Here is a 17,857-nt window from a genome sequence, read left to right as displayed (position 1 = left end):
ATTGTTTTGTGACAACCTTTATTATTCGTAAACAGTTTCCATCACCTGTGGATAACTTATTCCACCGTCACCGACTTCGCCAGGTTACGCGGCTGATCAACGTCGGTGCCCTTCAACACGGCAACGTAATACGAGAGCAACTGCAGCGGAATCGTGTAGAGGATCGGCGACAGGATGTCGTGGATGTGCGGCATTTGCACAACATGAGTGCCTTCGCCATTGGTCATGCCAGCTTGTTCGTCTGCGAAGACGATCAGCTCGCCACCCCGGGCGCGGACTTCCTGGAGGTTGGATTTCAACTTCTCCAGCAGTTCGTTGTTCGGTGCCACGGTGACCACCGGCATGTCGTTATCCACAAGCGCCAACGGGCCGTGTTTCAGCTCGCCGGCCGGATAGGCTTCAGCGTGGATGTAGGAGATTTCCTTAAGCTTGAGCGCCCCTTCCATTGCCACCGGGAATTGCGCGCCACGACCGAGGAACAGGGTGTGGTTTTTCTCGGCGAACAGCTCGGCGATTTTTTCGACGGTGCCGTCCATGGCCAGGGCTTCGCCGAGGCGGGTTGGCAGGCGACGCAGTTCTTCAACCAATGTGGCTTCGACGCCTTTGGCCAACGTGCCGTGAACCTGACCCAAGGACAGGGTCAGCAACAGCAGACCGACCAACTGAGTGGTAAAGGCTTTGGTCGAGGCCACGCCAATTTCGCGACCGGCCTGGGTCAGCAGAGTCAGATCGGATTCACGCACCAGCGAGCTTATGCCGACGTTGCAAATCGCCAGGCTCGCCAGGTAACCCAACACTTTGGCGTTACGCAGTGCGGCCAGGGTGTCGGCGGTTTCACCGGACTGGGAGATGGTCACGAACAGGGTGTCGGGCTGCACCACCACCTTGCGGTAGCGGAATTCGCTGGCGACTTCGACTTGGCACGGGATGCCGGCCAGTTCTTCGAGCCAGTAACGGGCAACCATGCCGGCGTGGTAACTGGTGCCGCACGCGACGATCTGCACGTTACGCACTTTGGCGAACAGCTCGGCAGCCTGTGGACCGAACGCTTGCACCAGCACTTGATTGTGGCTGATGCGACCTTCCAGGGTGCGCTGCACCACGGCCGGTTGCTCGTGAATTTCCTTGAGCATGAAGTGGCGGAATTCGCCCTTGTCGGCGGCTTCGGCGCCATCGCGGTACTGCACCGACTCACGTTCGACCACTTGGCCGCTCAAGTCCCAGATCTGCACGCTGTCGCGGCTAATTTCGGCGATATCGCCTTCTTCCAGGTACATGAAGCGGTCAGTGACCTGACGCAGGGCCAACTGATCGGAAGCCAGGAAGTTTTCACCCATGCCCAGACCGATGACCAGCGGGCTGCCGCTGCGGGCGGCGACCAGACGATCCGGTTGCTGAGCGCTGATGACAGCCAGACCGTAAGCACCGTGCAGCTCTTTGACAGTAGCTTTCAGGGCCACGGTCAGATCCGGCAGATCCTTGAGTTTGTGGTTCAACAGGTGAGCGATGACTTCGGTATCGGTGTCCGAGGTGAACACGTAACCCAAGGCTTTCAGTTGCTCGCGCAGGGCTTCGTGGTTCTCGATGATGCCGTTGTGCACCACCGCCAGATCACCGGAGAAATGCGGGTGAGCGTTGCGCTCGCACGGCGCTCCATGGGTGGCCCAGCGGGTGTGGGCGATACCCAGGCGGCCGACCAGCGGTTCTTCGGCCAGCGCCTGTTCCAATTCACTGACCTTGCCCGGGCGACGCAGGCGCTCAAGCTTTTGGTCATGGGTGTAGACCGCTACACCGGCACTGTCATAGCCACGGTATTCCAGGCGTTTCAGGCCTTCGAGCAGGATGGCGGTGATATTACGTTCTGCAACTGCGCCGACAATTCCACACATGCTATGTCTCCTGACTGACAGCCGCGAGGATCAAGTTGATTCCGCGAGCCTGAATCTGATCCCGTGCCTCAAGCGGCAGGCGATCATCGGTAATAAGGGTATGGACGCTGCTCCAGGGCAGTTCCAGGTTGGGAATCTTGCGGCCGATCTTGTCGGCCTCCACCATGACAACCACTTCCCGGGCGACTTCAGCCATGACCCGGCTCAGTCCCAGCAGTTCGTTGAAGGTGGTGGTACCGCGAACTAGGTCGATGCCGTCGGCACCGATGAACAACTGGTCGAAATCGTAAGAGCGTAGTACCTGCTCGGCCACCTGCCCCTGAAAGGATTCGGAATGCGGGTCCCAGGTGCCGCCGGTCATCAACAGTACCGGCTCATGCTCAAGCTCGCTCAAGGCATTGGCAACATGCAGGGAGTTGGTCATCACGACCAGGCCCGGCTGCTGGCCGAGCTCCGGAATCATCGCCGCCGTGGTGCTGCCGCTGTCGATGATGATTCGCGCATGCTCACGAATCCGTGTGACGGCAGCGCAGGCGATGGCCTGCTTGTATTTGGACACCGGTTGACCAAGGTCGGCCACCAGCTCTTGAGGCAGGGTAATCGCTCCGCCATAACGGCGCAGCAGCAAACCATTGGTCTCAAGCGCCGCGAGATCCTTGCGGATAGTAACTTCCGACGTTTCGAAGCGCTTGGCCAGCCCATCTACACTGACTTCGCCCTGCTCATTGAGCAAGGCAAGGATGTTGTGACGGCGCTGAGGTGTATTGCGTTTCGACATGATTTGGTAAGTTTCGATTCGAAAGATAACGAAAGCAATCAAAACCTATTGGTGAAACTTCGTCAAGCGTGGGGCGATAAAAAGACCTGTGGATAACCCATAAAAATATCGCTGCCTTCGGCAGCTCCTACAGGGAATTCGTGTTCACTCTGTAGGAGCTGCCGAAGGCTGCGATCTTTTGATCTTTCAATCTGTGGATAACTCAACCCTTCTTGATTTTCTCAGGCCGCTTCCAGCCATCGATATTCTTCTGCCGCGCACGACCCACGGCCAACTGCGCGTTATCCACATTCTGCGTAATGGTCGAACCCGCCGCCGTGGTCGCACCCGAAGAGATATCCACAGGCGCAACCAACGAGTTGTTGGAACCGATGAACACATCTTCACCCAGCACGGTTTTCCACTTATTGGCACCGTCGTAGTTGCAGGTGATGGTGCCCGCGCCGATGTTGGTACGCGCGCCGATCTCGGCATCACCCAGATAGGTCAGATGACCGGCCTTGGCGCCTTCGCCCAAGTGAGCGTTTTTCAACTCAACAAAGTTACCCACATGGGCGCGTGCTTCCAGCACAGTACCTGGACGCAAACGAGCGAACGGGCCGGCATCGCTGCCTTCGCCGAGAATCGCGCCTTCGATGTGGCTGTTGGCCTTGATCACCACACCTTTGCGCAGGGTGCTGTCCTTGATCACGCAGTTCGGGCCGATCACCACGTCGTCCTCGATAATGACCTTGCCTTCGAGGATCACGTTGATGTCGATCAGCACATCGCGGCCGACGGTGATTTCACCGCGTACATCAAAACGAGCCGGATCACGCAGGGTCACGCCCTGAGCCATCAACCGACGACCAGCGCGCAGCTGATAGTGACGCTCAAGCTCGGAAAGCTGCTTGCGGTCGTTGGCGCCCTGCACTTCCATGGCGTCGTGGGGTTGCTCGGTTGCCACCACCAGACCGTCGCTGACTGCCATGGCGATCACGTCGGTCAGGTAGTACTCGCCCTGGGCGTTATTGTTCGATAGACGGCTCATCCAGCCAGCCAATTGCGCGAACGGCAGCGCCAGAATGCCGGTGTTGCCTTCAGTGATCGCTCGTTCGGCTTCGTTGGCGTCCTTCTGCTCGACGATGGCTGTCACTTTGCCGTCGGCGTCGCGGACGATGCGGCCATAGCCGGTCGGGTCGTCCAGTTCTACTGTCAACAAGCCCAGTTGCTGCGGCGCTACTTGCTTGAGCAGACGCTGCAGGGTCTCGACTTCGATCAATGGCACGTCACCATAAAGAATCAGGACGGTGTCGGACTCAATAAAAGGCACCGCTTGAGCTACCGCGTGGCCAGTCCCAAGCTGTTTGTCCTGCAGGACGAAATTAAGATCATCAGCCGCCAGGCGCTCGCGCACTGCATCGGCGCCATGGCCGATGACGACGTGGATGCGCTGTGGATCAAGTTGCCGGGCGCTGTGGATAACATGGCCGAGCATCGAGTTGCCGGCAATCGGATGCAGAACCTTCGGCAGTGCCGAACGCATGCGAGTGCCCTGACCAGCAGCGAGGATAACGATTTCTAAAGACATGACTGGCTACCAATCCTGGGAGGTCAGCGGCTGCGACCAGGTTATGAATATCTAAAAAGAAAAAAGGGTAGCCGAAGCTACCCTTTTTAATCAATCGCACAACAAGCGGTGGCCTATTAGTGGCCGAACTTCTTGCGGATCTGCTGGACGGTGCGCAGCTGAGCTGTAGCCTCGGCCAGACGTGCAGCAGCAGAACCGTAATCGAATTCTGCACCACGGTCATGCAAGGCCTTCTCGGCAGCCTTAACGGCTTCCTGAGCGGAGGCTTCGTCCAGGTCGGCAGCACGTTGCACAGTGTCGGCAAGTACCTTGACCATGTTCGGCTGAACCTCGAGGAAACCGCCGGAGATGTAATACACCTCCTCTTCCCCGCCCTGCTTGATCAGGCGGATCGGGCCCGGCTTGAGATTAGTGATCAGCGGCGCGTGACCCAGGGCGATACCAAGATCACCCAGTGCACCGTGCGCAACCACCATCTCGACCAGGCCGGAGAAGATTTCCCCTTCCGCGCTGACGATATCGCAATGGACTGTCATAGCCATCTGATTGCCTCAACCTAAATTAGCGCCCGTTGCCGGGCGCCGGGATTACAGTTTCTTGGCTTTCTCGATCGCTTCTTCGATGCCGCCGACCATGTAGAACGCTTGTTCTGGCAGGTGGTCGTAGTCACCGTTGAGGATGCCTTTGAAGCCAGCAATGGTGTCTTTCAGGGAAACGTATTTACCCGAAGCACCGGTGAAGACTTCAGCCACGAAGAACGGCTGCGACAAGAAACGCTGGATCTTACGAGCACGGTTTACCAACTGCTTGTCGGCTTCCGACAGCTCGTCCATACCCAGGATCGCAATGATGTCCTTCAGTTCTTTGTAACGTTGCAGAACATACTGTACGCCGCGAGCGGTGTCGTAGTGGTCCTGGCCGATTACGTTCGGGTCCAGCTGGCGCGAAGTCGAGTCGAGTGGATCGACCGCTGGGTAGATACCCAGGGAAGCGATGTCACGGGACAGAACGACGGTGGCGTCCAAGTGGGCGAAAGTGGTCGCTGGCGACGGGTCAGTCAAGTCATCCGCAGGTACGTATACCGCTTGGATCGAAGTGATCGAACCGTTTTTGGTCGAAGTGATACGCTCTTGCAGAGTACCCATCTCTTCGGCCAGGGTCGGCTGGTAACCTACTGCGGAAGGCATACGGCCCAGCAGTGCGGATACTTCAGTACCGGCCAGGGTGTAACGATAGATGTTGTCGACGAACAGCAGAACGTCGTTACCTTCGTCACGGAACTTCTCGGCCATGGTCAGGCCGGTCAGTGCTACGCGCAGACGGTTACCCGGCGGCTCGTTCATCTGACCGTAAACTAGTGCCACTTTGTCCAGAACGTTGGAATCCTTCATCTCGTGGTAGAAGTCGTTACCCTCACGAGTACGCTCACCCACACCGGCGAACACGGAATAACCGCTGTGCTCGATGGCGATGTTACGGATCAGTTCCATCATGTTTACGGTTTTGCCTACACCGGCACCACCGAACAGACCGACTTTACCACCCTTGGCGAACGGGCAAACCAGGTCGATAACCTTGATGCCGGTTTCCAGCAGGTCGTTGCCGCCAGCTTGTTCAGCGAAGGTTGGCGCAGGACGGTGAATGCCCCAGCGCTCTTCGGTGTCGATCGGGCCAGCTTCGTCGATCGGGTTGCCCAGTACGTCCATGATCCGGCCCAGGGTCGCTTTACCGACCGGTACGGAGATGGCTGCGCCGGAGTCTTTGACTTCCAGACCGCGCTTCAAGCCTTCGGTGGAACCCATCGCAATGGTACGAACCACGCCGTCGCCCAGCTGTTGCTGAACTTCCAGAGTGGTCCCTGCCGCGCTTTGTACCAACAGCGCGTTATAGATGCTCGGTACGCTGTCGCGTGGAAATTCCACGTCGATAACGGCGCCGATGATTTGAACGATACGTCCGCTACTCATAGCTGGATCCTCTGAATATTTGAACCGTTAAACCGCGGCAGCGCCGCCGACGATTTCCGAGATCTCTTGGGTGATCGCAGCCTGACGCGCCTTGTTGTAGACCAGCTGCAAATCGCTGATCAAATCACCGGCGTTGTCGGTAGCGTTCTTCATCGCGATCATCCGCGCAGCTTGTTCAGCCGCGTTGTTCTCGACCACCGCCTGGTAGACCTGCGACTCGACGTAACGGACCATCAAGCCGTCAAGCAGCTCTTTGGCATCCGGTTCGTAGAGATAGTCCCAGTGGTGCTTGAGCGATTGATCCGGGGTCGCCTCCAGTGGAATCAACTGCTCCACAGTAGGCTGTTGCGTCATGGTGTTGATGAACTTGTTGGACACCACGGACAGGCGATCAATACGGCCGTCCAGGTAGGCATCCAGCATCACCTTGACGCTGCCAATCAGATCATTGATCGACGGCTCTTCACCCAGGTGGCTGATAGCTGCAACGACGTTACCGCCGAAGTTGCGGAAGAAAGCCGCACCCTTGCTACCAACAACACACAGATCGATCTCGACGCCGTTTTCGCGGTTTACCGCCATGTCCTTGACCAGGGCCTTGAACAGGTTGGTGTTCAAGCCACCACACAGACCACGGTCACTGCTCACTACGACATAACCGACGCGCTTGATTTCACGCTCGATCATGAAGGGGTGGCGATATTCCGGGTTAGCGTTGGCCAAATGACCAATAACCTGGCGGATGCGCTCCGCGTAAGGACGGCTAGCAGACATACGCATTTGTGCCTTGCGCATTTTGCTGACCGCCACTTTTTCCATGGCGCTGGTAATCTTTTGCGTGCTTTTGATGCTCGCAATCTTACTGCGAATCTCTTTTGCGCCTGCCATGTAACACCTATCAGGTTAGCAAGCGGGAGCCTTGCGGCTCCCGCTGCGGCTTACCAGGTTTGGGTGGCCTTGAACTTCTCGATACCGGCTTTCATGCCAGCGTCGATTTCGTCATTGAAGTCACCCTTCACGTTGATCTTCGCCATCAATTCGGCGTGATCGCGGTTGAAGAAAGCAATCAGCGCTTGTTCGAAGCTGCCGATCTTGGCGATTTCAACGTCAGTCAGGAACCCACGCTCAGCGGCATACAGCGACAGCGCCATGTCAGCGATCGACATTGGTGCGTATTGCTTCTGCTTCATCAGCTCGGTAACGCGCTGACCATGCTCAAGTTGCTTCCGGGTCGCTTCGTCCAGGTCAGAAGCGAACTGGGCGAATGCCGCCAGTTCACGGTACTGAGCCAGAGCGGTACGGATACCACCGGAGAGCTTCTTGATGATCTTGGTCTGAGCGGCACCACCCACACGGGATACCGAAACACCGGCGTTCACAGCAGGACGGATCCCGGAGTTGAACATGGCCGATTCCAGGAAGATCTGACCGTCGGTGATGGAAATCACGTTGGTCGGAACGAACGCGGAAACGTCGCCAGCCTGGGTTTCGATGATCGGCAGTGCGGTCAGGGAACCGGTTTTGCCGGTCACTGCGCCATTGGTGAACTTCTCTACGTACTCTTCCGAAACGCGGGATGCGCGCTCCAGCAGACGGGAGTGGAGATAGAACACGTCGCCTGGGTAAGCTTCACGGCCTGGTGGACGGCGCAGCAGCAGGGAAATCTGGCGGTAAGCCACTGCTTGCTTGGACAGATCGTCATAAACGATCAGCGCGTCTTCACCGCGGTCGCGGAAGAATTCACCCATGGTGCAACCGGAGTACGGTGCCAGGAACTGCAGTGCTGCAGATTCCGAAGCGCTCGCGGCAACGACGATGGTGTTAGCCAGTGCGCCGTTTTCTTCCAGCTTGCGAACCACGTTAGCGATGGTCGATTGTTTCTGACCGATAGCTACGTAGACGCAGAAAATACCGCTGTTTTTCTGGTTGATGATCGCGTCGATCGCCAGAGCGGTTTTACCGATCTGACGGTCACCGATGATCAGCTCACGCTGGCCACGGCCGACAGGAATCATGGCATCGACAGCCTTGTAGCCAGTCTGTACAGGCTGGTCTACCGACTTACGCCAGATCACGCCTGGAGCAACTTTCTCGACCGCATCGGTCTCGGTGTTGTTCAGCGGACCTTTGCCGTCAACTGGGTTACCCAGTGCGTCGACTACGCGACCCAGCAGTTCCTTACCAACCGGAACTTCGAGGATGCGGCCAGTGCACTTGGCGCTCATGCCTTCAGCCAGAGACTGGTAAGAGCCCAATACAACGGCACCTACAGAGTCTTGCTCCAGGTTGAGAGCCATACCGAAGACGCCGCCCGGAAACTCGATCATCTCGCCGTACATTACGTCGGCCAGACCGTGAATCCGCACGATACCGTCAGATACGCTGACGACAGTGCCTTCGTTACGGGCTTGGGAGGTCACATCGAGCTTGTCGATGCGGCCCTTGATAATTTCACTTATTTCGGAAGGATTGAGTTGCTGCATTGCTCTGCTGCCCCTTCAAACTCAAGATTTCAATGCTTCGGCAAGGTTCGCGAGTTTGCCGCGAATCGAGCCATCGATTACCAAGTCGCCGGCGCGGATGATGACACCACCAATAAGGGTGGCATCCTCCGCAGCGTGCAGTCGCACTTCCCGGCCGAGCCGTGCACTGAGAACCTTGGCGAGTTTGTCTTGCTGTTCTTGGTTCAATGCAAAAGCACTGGTTACGTCCACGTCTACCGATTTCTCTTGTTCGGCCTTGTACAGGTCAAACAGAGCGGCGATCTCCGGCAAAAGCGGGAGACGGTCGTTTTCGGCAACGACGTGAATGAAATTCTGTGCCTTGGCATCGAACTTGTCGCCACACACGTCAATAAACGTGGTGGCCTTGTTTGCGCTCGTCAGTCGCGGGGCCTTGAGCACGCGCTGCATGGTGTCGTCTTGCGACACTGCCGCAGCCAGGCCGAGCATGGCTGACCAAGAGGCCAGTTGCTGGTGGGCCTGGGCGTGCTCGAAGGCTGCCTTAGCGTAAGGTCGGGCCAACGTGGTCAATTCTGCCATGATCGCCCTCGCTTAAATTTCAGCAGCCAGTTTGTTTACCAGCTCCGCGTGCGCGTTTTGATCGATTGTGGCACCCAGGATCTTCTCGGCGCCGCCAACGGCCAGAGCACCCAATTGGGCACGCAGCGCGTCTTTGACACTGTTCAGTTCCTGCTCGATCTCGGCCTGAGCCTGAACCTTCACACGGTCAGCGTCGATACGGGCTTTTTCAACGGCCTCATCAACGATCTGGTTACCGCGTTTCTTGGCTTGCTCAATGATTTCAGCTGCCTGAGCTTTTGCTTCGCGCAGTTGATGACCCGCTTTCTCTTGGGCCAACTCCAGGTCGCGAGCTGCTCGGCTGGCAGCATCCAGTCCATCCGCGATCTTCTTCTGACGTTCGTGCAAAGCCGCGATGACCGGAGGCCACACGAACTTCATGCAAAACAGTACAAAAATGAAGAACGCAACGGACTGGCCAATCAGGGTTGCATTAATGTTCACGCCAACACCTCGCTCGTTCGTTGCACATCACACCAATTACTCGAAGGTTCGAGTAATTAGCCAGCGAGTTGACCAACGAATGGGTTCGCGAAGGTGAAGAACAGAGCGATACCAACACCGATCATGGTTACGGCGTCGAGCAGACCGGCAACGATGAACATTTTGACTTGCAGCATTGGAACCATCTCTGGCTGACGCGCTGCGCCTTCCAGGAACTTGCCACCCAACAGGCCGAAACCAATTGCGGTACCCAGTGCGCCCAGGCCGATCAACAGTGCAACAGCGATAGCGGTTAGACCAACTACAGTTTCCATCTTTCCTCCCGACTTTTACGTCGTATGGTTTAGGTTTTTTAGATTTTAAAGCGGTAAAACAAATCGTTTCATAGCCCTGTTCGGGCACCCACTCGTTTGACCGAGTGGGACATCAGACTAGTCTGAGACTGGTCTTAATGGTTCTCTTCGTGCGCCATCGACAGGTAAACGATGGACAGCATCATGAAGATAAACGCCTGCAGGGTGATGATCAGGATGTGGAACACAGCCCACGCCCACTGCAGAACTACGCCCAGGCCACTAAGCCAGAGCAGACCGCTGCCGAACATCACAGCAATCAGAATGAAGACCAGCTCGCCGGCGTACATGTTGCCGAACAGACGCAGTGCCAGGGAGATTGGCTTGGCAACCAGCGTCACGAACTCCAGCAGGAAGTTCACCGGAATCAGCAGGGCTTGAACGAAGATGTTCTTGCTGCCGAACGGGTGCAGGGTCAGTTCGCCGATGAAGCCGCCGATGCCCTTGACCTTGATGCTGTAGAAAATGATCAACGCGAATACCGACAGGGACATGCCCAGGGTCGCATTCGGGTCAGTGGTAGAAACAGCACGGAAGACCAGGTGCGGGTCGCCAGTAATGAAGGCAGCCAGCTTAGGAATCCAGTCAACCGGTACCAGGTCGACGGCGTTCATCAGGAACACCCAGACAAAAATCGTCAGAGCCAATGGCGCGATCAATGGATTACGGCCGTGAAAGGTATCTTTCACGCTGGTGTCGACGAACTCGATCAGAACCTCTACGAAGTTCTGCAGGCCGCCAGGCTGACCGGAAGTCGCCTTCTTTGCCGCCATGCGGAAAAGAAGAACGAAGATCAGACCCAACGCGACCGACCAGCCGAGGGTATCGACGTGGAAAGCCCAGAAGCCCATTTCTTTGGCTTCTGCTGCGGTGTGGGCAAAACCCCACTCGCCAGTTGGGTGCTGACCGAAGGTCAGGTTCTGTAAGTGGTGCTGGATATAGCCCGAAGCGGTTGTCTCTGCCATGGTTGCCTCAAACGCCCTAAGGTCTCGAAAGTCTTGTTCTCATCAGCAGGGGCGCGAACCAGCTGACCAGTTGGGTCAACACGAAGACGCCGAATACAGCTAGCGGCGCCAATGGCTTCACACCTGCAAACGTCAATGCGAAGAGCACTGCCGTCAAAATTAGTTTGCCCGCCTCGCCGGCATAAAAAGACCGGACGATGGCTTGAGCTGCTCGGGCGCCGGAAAACCGAAATGCCCTGTGAGCGAAATAAACATTGGGCAGCAAGGCTATCAGGCCTCCGCAAAGTCCTGAGTACCCGGCAACGACTCCATGCCAGTACCAGAGCGCCAAAGCGGCCAGTACCAAAACGACAAATTGAGCCAGTAAGACCGGAAAAACTGCCAGGCGATGGAACGGCAAGCGGTTTGGCGTGCGGCTTTCCATCGTTTTTGCTCCCCAATGATCGGCTGCCATAATTCAATAACTTGGCATAATTTGTGCCGACAAAATGCGCGCAGAGTATAGGGGCGGTTCTGCCCCTATTCAACTGTCAGGTAGTGATTTCCGACTCCACGCTACATGAGGAAATGTTTCAGCGGATGTGTGCAAGTACACCTTGAAGCTCATCCAGGGAGTTGTAACCGATCACCAACTGCCCCTTCCCCTTTTTCCCGTGGCGAATCTGCACCGCAGAGCCTAGGCGCTCAGCCAGACGCTGTTCGAGTCGTGCAATATCCGGGTCCTGCTTTACCGGTTCAGCAGGTTCGTGTTTACCACTCAACCACTGGCGAACCAGTGCTTCAGTCTGGCGCACAGTCAGCCCCCGTGCGACAACGTGTCGCGCCCCTTCAACCTGTTGATTTTCCGGTAAACCGAGCAAAGCACGGGCATGACCCATTTCCAGGTCGCCGTGTGACAGCATGGTTTTGATGACTTCCGGCAACGCGATCAAGCGTAGCAGGTTGGCCACGGTCACGCGGGATTTGCCCACGGCTTCGGCCACTTGTTGCTGCGTCAGCTGGAATTCCTGCTGCAAACGCTGCAAAGCCACCGCTTCTTCGATCGGATTGAGGTCTTCGCGCTGGATGTTCTCGATTAGCGCCATGGCGATTGCGGTTTCATCCGGCACATCGCGAACCATCGCCGGGATGGTTTCCTGGCCAGCCTGCTGGCTGGCGCGCCAGCGGCGTTCACCGGCGATGATTTCGAAGCGACCGCTGCCAATCGGACGAACCACGATCGGCTGCATCACGCCCTGAGCCTTGATCGACTGCGCCAGCTCTTCCAGCGCCTGAGGATCCATGTCCCGCCGCGGCTGGTACTTGCCGCGCTGGATCAGGTCCAGGGGCAGGTGCTGCAGCTCACGCTGATCAGCCTGCACCGCTTGTTCTTCCAGCGAGCTGACAGTCGGACCACTCAGCAGTGCATCCAGTCCACGTCCGAGACCTCGTTTCTTGACGGCCATGGGGATTCCTTAAGTTGCCTGAGCAGCGGCAGTGCGTGAGTTTTTGCGTTGACGACGAACCATCTCGCCCGCCAATGCCAGATAGGCAATGGCGCCCCGCGATGATTTGTCGTACGCCAGCGCCGGCATGCCATAGCTTGGTGCTTCAGCCAGGCGGATGTTGCGCGGAATCACCGTGTCGTAGAGCTGCTCGCCGAAGTGTTCCTTGAGCTGCGCCGAAACATCGTTCATCAGGCTCAGGCGCGGGTCATACATCGTCCGCAACAGGCCTTCGACTTTCAGGTTCGGGTTCAGCAACTCAGCGATGCGCTTGATGTTATCCACAAGGTCGCTCAAGCCTTCGAGCGCGAAGTACTCGCACTGCATGGGGATAATCACCCCGTCAGCCGCAACCAGTGCGTTAAGCGTGAGCATCGACAACGACGGCGGACAGTCGATCAAAATGTAATCGTAGTTTTCACGGATCGGCGCCAACGCGCTGCGCAGGCGGCTTTCCTTCATCTGCATTTCCAGCAGAACCACTTCGGCCGCGGTCAGGTCGCGGTTGGCCGGCAGCAGTTGGTAACCACCGTGCTCGGAATAGTGCATGGCCTGGGCCAGATCGCATTCGCCGATCAGCAGGTCGTAGACCGAGTTCTCCAGGCCGTGTTTATCCACACCGCTACCCATGGTGGCGTTGCCTTGTGGATCGAGATCGATCAACAGCACCCGGCGCTTGGTAGCGACCAGGGAAGCTGCGAGGTTGATACAGGTGGTGGTCTTGCCCACACCACCCTTTTGGTTCGCTATCGCGAATACCTTAGCCATTCTTGCTTGTGTTCCCAATCATGCCGTGCGGCGCAGTATCAGCAGATGGCGTTGGCCTTGGCAACCGGGTACGGCCAGGGCGTGTTCGCTATCGAGGTGGAAGTCTGCCGGCAATGCTACCAGCTCATCGGCGGGATGAACGCCCTTCATTGCCAGCCAACGCGTATCGGTGTCGCCGAGGTGGCGAGTCCAGTTGCTGAAGTTCTCCATGCTGCTGAACGCCCGGGAGATGATCCCGTTGAATGGCTGATCAGGCTGAAAAGCTTCGACGCGGCTGTGGATAACTTGCAGGTTATCCAGTTTGAGTTCGAGTTTGACCTGGGTCAGGAAGCGGGTTTTCTTGCCGTTGCTGTCCAGGCAGGTCACTTGGGACTCTGGAAACAGGATGGCCAACGGAATACCCGGCATGCCACCACCGCTGCCGACGTCCAGCCATCGACCGTTTTCGACGAACGACATCACGCTCAAACTATCGAGCAAGTGACGGGAAACCATTTCATCCGGATCGCGTACGGCAGTCAGGTTGTAAGCCTTGTTCCATTTTATCAATAGGGCCAGATAACCCAGCAGCTGCGCGTGCTGGGTTTCTGTCAGCGTGACACCGAGCTGGCGAGCACCTGTGGATAACTCTTCTGCGTGTTGCGAGGTGACCAACGAACTCAAGCGCTTTGCTCCAACTGACGGCCCGCGCCGCGTTTTTTCAAATGAATCATCAACAGCGAAATCGCTGCCGGCGTCACACCCGGGATACGCGACGCCTGGCCCAAAGTCTCTGGACGGGTCGCACCGAGTTTGCTCTGGATCTCTTTGGAGAGACCGGAAATATTCGTGTAATCGATATCCACAGGCAGTTTTGTGTCTTCGCTGGCCCGCAGACGAGCGATTTCATCCTGCTGACGATCGATGTAACCGGCGTATTTGGTCTTGATTTCGACCTGCTCGGCGACTTGTGGATCTTCTGCGCCGCCGCCGGTCACGGCAATCAGACCAGCGTAGTCGATTTCCGGACGGCTCAGCAGGTTGAGCAAGTTGTATTCGTGGGTCAGCGGCGTGCCGAACTTCTCGGAAATCGCATCGCCTTGCTCGGTGCCCGGGCGAACCCAGGTACTTTTCAGGCGTTGCTCTTCCAGCGTGATGCTCTCGCGTTTGATGCAGAACGCAGCCCAACGCGCGTCATCCACCAGACCCAGTTCGCGACCTTTTTCGGTCAAGCGCAGGTCGGCGTTGTCTTCGCGCAGGATCAGGCGGTATTCGGCGCGGGACGTGAACATCCGATACGGTTCCTGGGTACCCAGGGTAATCAGGTCGTCGACCAACACTCCGATGTACGCCTCGTCGCGACGCGGACACCAGGCATCTTTGCCCTGAGCACGTAGTGCGGCGTTGGCCCCGGCCAGCAAACCCTGGGCGCCGGCTTCTTCGTACCCGGTAGTGCCGTTGATTTGCCCGGCGAAGAACAGACCGCCGATGACTTTTGTTTCCAGGTTGTACTTCAGGTCACGCGGGTCGAAGTAGTCGTATTCGATGGCGTAGCCCGGGCGAACGATGTGCGCGTTTTCCATACCGCGGATCGATTGCACGATCTGCAGTTGCACGTCGAATGGCAGGGATGTGGATATCCCGTTCGGGTACAGCTCGTTGGTCGTCAGGCCTTCCGGTTCGATGAAAACCTGATGGCTTTCCTTGTCGGCAAAGCGATGGATCTTGTCTTCGATCGACGGGCAGTAACGCGGGCCGATACCTTCGATCAACCCGGCATCGGAATACATCGGCGATCGATCCAGGTTGGCGGCAATGATTTCGTGGGTGCGGGTGTTGGTGTGGGTAATCCAGCAACTGACCTGTTTCGGGTGCTGCTCTTTGGAACCCATGAACGACATCACCGGGATCGGTGTATCGCCGGCTTGCTCCGTCATCACCGAGAAATCCACAGAACGACCGTCGATACGCGGCGGTGTACCGGTTTTCAGGCGACCAACGCGCAGCGGCAATTCACGCAAGCGATGCGCCAGGGCGATCGACGGCGGATCACCGGCACGGCCGCCGGAAAAATTCTGCAAGCCGATGTGGATAAGTCCACCGAGGAAGGTGCCAGTGGTCAGCACCACGGAGTCCGCGAAGAAACGCAGGCCCATTTGGGTGACAACACCGCGCACTTGTTCTTGCTCGACGATCAGGTCGTCGGCGGCCTGTTGAAATATCCACAGGTTCGGCTGGTTTTCAAGGATTTCGCGGACAGCGGCCTTGTACAGAACCCGATCAGCCTGAGCGCGGGTTGCACGCACGGCCGGGCCTTTGCGGCTGTTCAATACGCGAAATTGAATACCACCTTTATCGGTAGCCATGGCCATCGCGCCGCCCAGGGCATCGATTTCCTTGACCAGATGGCTTTTGCCGATCCCACCGATAGCGGGGTTGCAACTCATGGCACCGAGGGTTTCCACGTTATGCGTCAGCAACAGGGTTTTTGCACCCATGCGTGCTGAGGCCAGTGCTGCCTCGGTACCGGCATGACCGCCGCCGATGACGATCACTTCAAAACGGGAAGGGAAATCCACCACGCACCTCGTGCCTGCTTCAGTTAGGTAATCAGGAATAGTTTGAGCTCAGGTTTTTGGACCTGGGCGGCAAGTATAGGGACTTCGCCCTTCCTAAAGAACCCTTTGCACAAAATTTAACCAGCTGTGGAGAAGTCGCGGTTATAGAAATTAAAAAGAAAGAAATTTATTAAATCTTTGTTTTTATGTTTATTTCTACTGAGGCACATTTCTGTGGATAGATCTCTACAGGCCTTTATATTAAATGTGTACAGAGATTCAAAACCCTGTGGTCATGTGCCAAGGAGGCCCTTGGATAACCGGTTTAAGCCTGTGGATTAAAGGGGTGCTTATCCACAGGGGCGGTTATCTTCAGTTTTGGGGCACTGTTATCAACTGCCCTTAGAGGCAGTTATTCACAGGGCTTAATCCACAGAAAACTGCTGAATAAGCAAATCCAGGGCACGGGAAATCCGCTCAAGCAGAAAGAATCTGCTCAGCACTGGAAGAGAATTCAAGAAAAGGAGGGAACAGACAGGCACGAATGGCCTGTCTGTGGACAACGGGGAAGATTATTTACCGATACAGAAGCTGGAAAAGATCCGTCCCAGCAGGTCATCAGAGCTGAATGCACCAGTGATTTCACCCAAAGCGTGTTGGGCTTGTCGCAAATCCTCGGCTAGCAGTTCGCCGGCACCCGCCAGGGTCAGCTGTGCACGGCCGTGCTCAAGGGAAGCACTGGCGTGACGCAACGCTTCAAGGTGACGCCTGCGAGCACTGAAGCTGCTTTCCGAGGTCTGTTCGTAGCCCATGCAGGCCTTGAGGTGGTCGCGCAGCAATTCCAGCCCTTCACCTGCAGATTTGGCGCTCAGGCTGATGGTGACGTGGCCATCCTCGCTGACTTCCAGGGCAATGGCTTCGCCAGTGAGGTCAGCCTTGTTTCGGATCAGCGTGACTTTCGCCGGATCGGGACGGATCTCCAGAAATTCAGGCCATAACGCGAACGGATCAAGTGCCTCAGGAGCCGTAGCATCGACCACCAACAGCACGCGATCAGCCTCGCCGATTGCTTTCAGCGCCCGTTCGACACCGATTTTTTCTACCTGGTCGTCGGTATCTCGCAGACCTGCGGTGTCGACCACGTGCAGCGGCATACCATCGATGTGGATATGTTCACGAAGAATGTCCCGGGTGGTACCGGCGATCTCGGTGACGATCGCGGCTTCACGACCGGCCAGTGCATTCAACAGGCTGGATTTACCGGCATTCGGCCGGCCGGCGATCACCACGGTCATCCCGTCACGCAGCAAGGCACCCTGCCCGGCTTCCCGAAGTACGGTGGATAACTCGTCACGCACTTTGTCGAGCATGCTCAGTACGTGACCATCGGCGAGGAAGTCGATTTCTTCTTCAGGGAAGTCGATCGCCGCTTCGACATAGATGCGCAGGCCAATCAGTTGCTCGGTGAGGTTATGCACACGCTCGGAGAATGCGCCCTGCAAGGAACGCAGCGCATTTCGTGCAGCCTGTGCAGAACTCGCCTCGATCAAGTCAGCGATGGCCTCGGCCTGAGCCAGGTCGAGTTTGTCATTGAGGAACGCGCGCTCGCTGAATTCACCCGGCCGGGCCAACCGACAGCCCAGTTCCAGGCAACGCTTGAGCAGCATATCCAGAACTATCGGACCGCCGTGGCCCTGGAGTTCCAGCACATCTTCGCCGGTAAATGAGTTCGGGCCGGGAAAATACAGGGCGATGCCTTGATCCAGCACCTCATCGTTTTCACTGAGGAACGGGCCGTAGTGGGCAAACCTTGGCTTGAGTTCACGACCGCTGAAGGCCTTGGCCGCAACACTCGCCAGCGGCCCGGAAATACGGACGATGCCCACACCCCCGCGACCTTGAGCGGTGGCGACGGCGGCGATGGTTTCACGAGGAACGCTCATAAACCGTTATCCAGACAAAAGTGACAGATAGCAAAACGCCCCACTAGGGGGCGTTTTGAGTGGTTATCCACAGTGTAAA

17 protein-coding genes are annotated in these 17,857 nt (G+C 57.0%); all 17 read right to left on the bottom strand.

Going from position 1 to position 17,857, the window contains the following annotated elements; all coding sequences use genetic code 11:
* Positions 1–56 precede the first annotated feature (56 nt).
* The 17 genes from glmS to mnmE all read right to left on the bottom strand — a co-directional run bounded on the left by glmS (position 57) and on the right by mnmE (position 17,778).
* On the bottom strand, positions 57–1,889 hold the full coding sequence (gene glmS / locus CUN63_RS12420; protein WP_129439766.1) for a glutamine--fructose-6-phosphate transaminase (isomerizing): 1,833 nt from the start codon (positions 1,887–1,889) through the stop codon (positions 57–59).
* 1 nt (position 1,890) lies between these two features.
* Positions 1,891–2,670: a DeoR/GlpR family DNA-binding transcription regulator gene (locus CUN63_RS12415; RefSeq protein ID WP_178082700.1), complete on the bottom strand. Its 780-nt coding sequence runs from the start codon at positions 2,668–2,670 to the stop codon at positions 1,891–1,893.
* Between the two features lie 199 nt (positions 2,671–2,869).
* Positions 2,870–4,237, bottom strand: a complete 1,368-nt coding sequence (glmU, locus tag CUN63_RS12410; RefSeq protein WP_129439763.1) for a bifunctional UDP-N-acetylglucosamine diphosphorylase/glucosamine-1-phosphate N-acetyltransferase GlmU — start codon at positions 4,235–4,237, stop codon at positions 2,870–2,872.
* A 116-nt stretch (positions 4,238–4,353) separates the two neighbouring features.
* Positions 4,354–4,779 carry a F0F1 ATP synthase subunit epsilon gene (locus tag CUN63_RS12405; RefSeq protein ID WP_033059677.1) on the bottom strand — a complete coding sequence of 142 codons (426 nt, stop codon included), beginning with the start codon at positions 4,777–4,779 and terminating at the stop codon, positions 4,354–4,356.
* Between the two features lie 45 nt (positions 4,780–4,824).
* A complete protein-coding gene (gene atpD / locus CUN63_RS12400) occupies positions 4,825–6,204 on the bottom strand; it encodes a F0F1 ATP synthase subunit beta (RefSeq protein ID WP_033059678.1) in 1,380 nt (459 codons plus the stop codon).
* Positions 6,205–6,231: 27 nt separating this feature from the next.
* Complete coding sequence (gene atpG, locus CUN63_RS12395) at positions 6,232–7,092, bottom strand: F0F1 ATP synthase subunit gamma (protein ID WP_123367463.1); 861 nt, start codon at positions 7,090–7,092, stop codon at positions 6,232–6,234.
* Positions 7,093–7,142: 50 nt separating this feature from the next.
* On the bottom strand, positions 7,143–8,687 hold the full coding sequence (gene atpA / locus CUN63_RS12390) for a F0F1 ATP synthase subunit alpha (RefSeq protein WP_033059681.1): 1,545 nt from the start codon (positions 8,685–8,687) through the stop codon (positions 7,143–7,145).
* Positions 8,688–8,708: 21 nt separating this feature from the next.
* Positions 8,709–9,245, bottom strand: a complete 537-nt coding sequence (locus CUN63_RS12385) for a F0F1 ATP synthase subunit delta (RefSeq protein ID WP_033059683.1) — start codon at positions 9,243–9,245, stop codon at positions 8,709–8,711.
* 12 nt (positions 9,246–9,257) lie between these two features.
* Positions 9,258–9,728, bottom strand: a complete 471-nt coding sequence (locus tag CUN63_RS12380) for a F0F1 ATP synthase subunit B (RefSeq protein WP_046044927.1) — start codon at positions 9,726–9,728, stop codon at positions 9,258–9,260.
* A 56-nt stretch (positions 9,729–9,784) separates the two neighbouring features.
* The gene (atpE, locus tag CUN63_RS12375) at positions 9,785–10,042 is read right to left on the bottom strand and encodes a F0F1 ATP synthase subunit C (RefSeq protein WP_002555987.1); all 258 of its coding nucleotides are present in this window, start codon (positions 10,040–10,042) and stop codon (positions 9,785–9,787) included.
* A 134-nt stretch (positions 10,043–10,176) separates the two neighbouring features.
* Positions 10,177–11,046 (bottom strand): F0F1 ATP synthase subunit A, encoded by an 870-nt coding sequence (gene atpB / locus CUN63_RS12370; RefSeq protein WP_129439761.1) that lies wholly within the window; start codon positions 11,044–11,046, stop codon positions 10,177–10,179.
* A gap of 16 nt (positions 11,047–11,062) precedes the next feature.
* Entirely contained in the window at positions 11,063–11,470 is a 408-nt protein-coding gene (locus CUN63_RS12365; RefSeq protein WP_007948092.1) for a F0F1 ATP synthase subunit I, read from the bottom strand.
* A gap of 148 nt (positions 11,471–11,618) precedes the next feature.
* On the bottom strand, positions 11,619–12,491 hold the full coding sequence (locus CUN63_RS12360; RefSeq protein WP_129439758.1) for a ParB/RepB/Spo0J family partition protein: 873 nt from the start codon (positions 12,489–12,491) through the stop codon (positions 11,619–11,621).
* Between the two features lie 9 nt (positions 12,492–12,500).
* Positions 12,501–13,298: a ParA family protein gene (locus CUN63_RS12355; RefSeq protein ID WP_008155709.1), complete on the bottom strand. Its 798-nt coding sequence runs from the start codon at positions 13,296–13,298 to the stop codon at positions 12,501–12,503.
* A gap of 18 nt (positions 13,299–13,316) precedes the next feature.
* Entirely contained in the window at positions 13,317–13,961 is a 645-nt protein-coding gene (gene rsmG / locus CUN63_RS12350; protein WP_129439756.1) for a 16S rRNA (guanine(527)-N(7))-methyltransferase RsmG, read from the bottom strand.
* The gene (mnmG, locus tag CUN63_RS12345; RefSeq protein ID WP_129439754.1) at positions 13,958–15,856 is read right to left on the bottom strand and encodes a tRNA uridine-5-carboxymethylaminomethyl(34) synthesis enzyme MnmG; all 1,899 of its coding nucleotides are present in this window, start codon (positions 15,854–15,856) and stop codon (positions 13,958–13,960) included. The genes rsmG and mnmG overlap by 4 nt, the downstream gene beginning before the upstream one ends.
* Before the next feature lie 551 nt (positions 15,857–16,407).
* Entirely contained in the window at positions 16,408–17,778 is a 1,371-nt protein-coding gene (gene mnmE, locus CUN63_RS12335; RefSeq protein ID WP_033059689.1) for a tRNA uridine-5-carboxymethylaminomethyl(34) synthesis GTPase MnmE, read from the bottom strand.
* Positions 17,779–17,857 lie beyond the last annotated feature (79 nt).

The organism is Pseudomonas sp. ACM7 (genome assembly GCF_004136015.1).
GTDB classification, from domain to species: domain Bacteria; phylum Pseudomonadota; class Gammaproteobacteria; order Pseudomonadales; family Pseudomonadaceae; genus Aquipseudomonas; species Aquipseudomonas frigoris.
The sequence above is the reverse complement of the archived record's forward strand: the minus strand, read 5'-3'. Positions and strand labels throughout refer to the sequence as shown.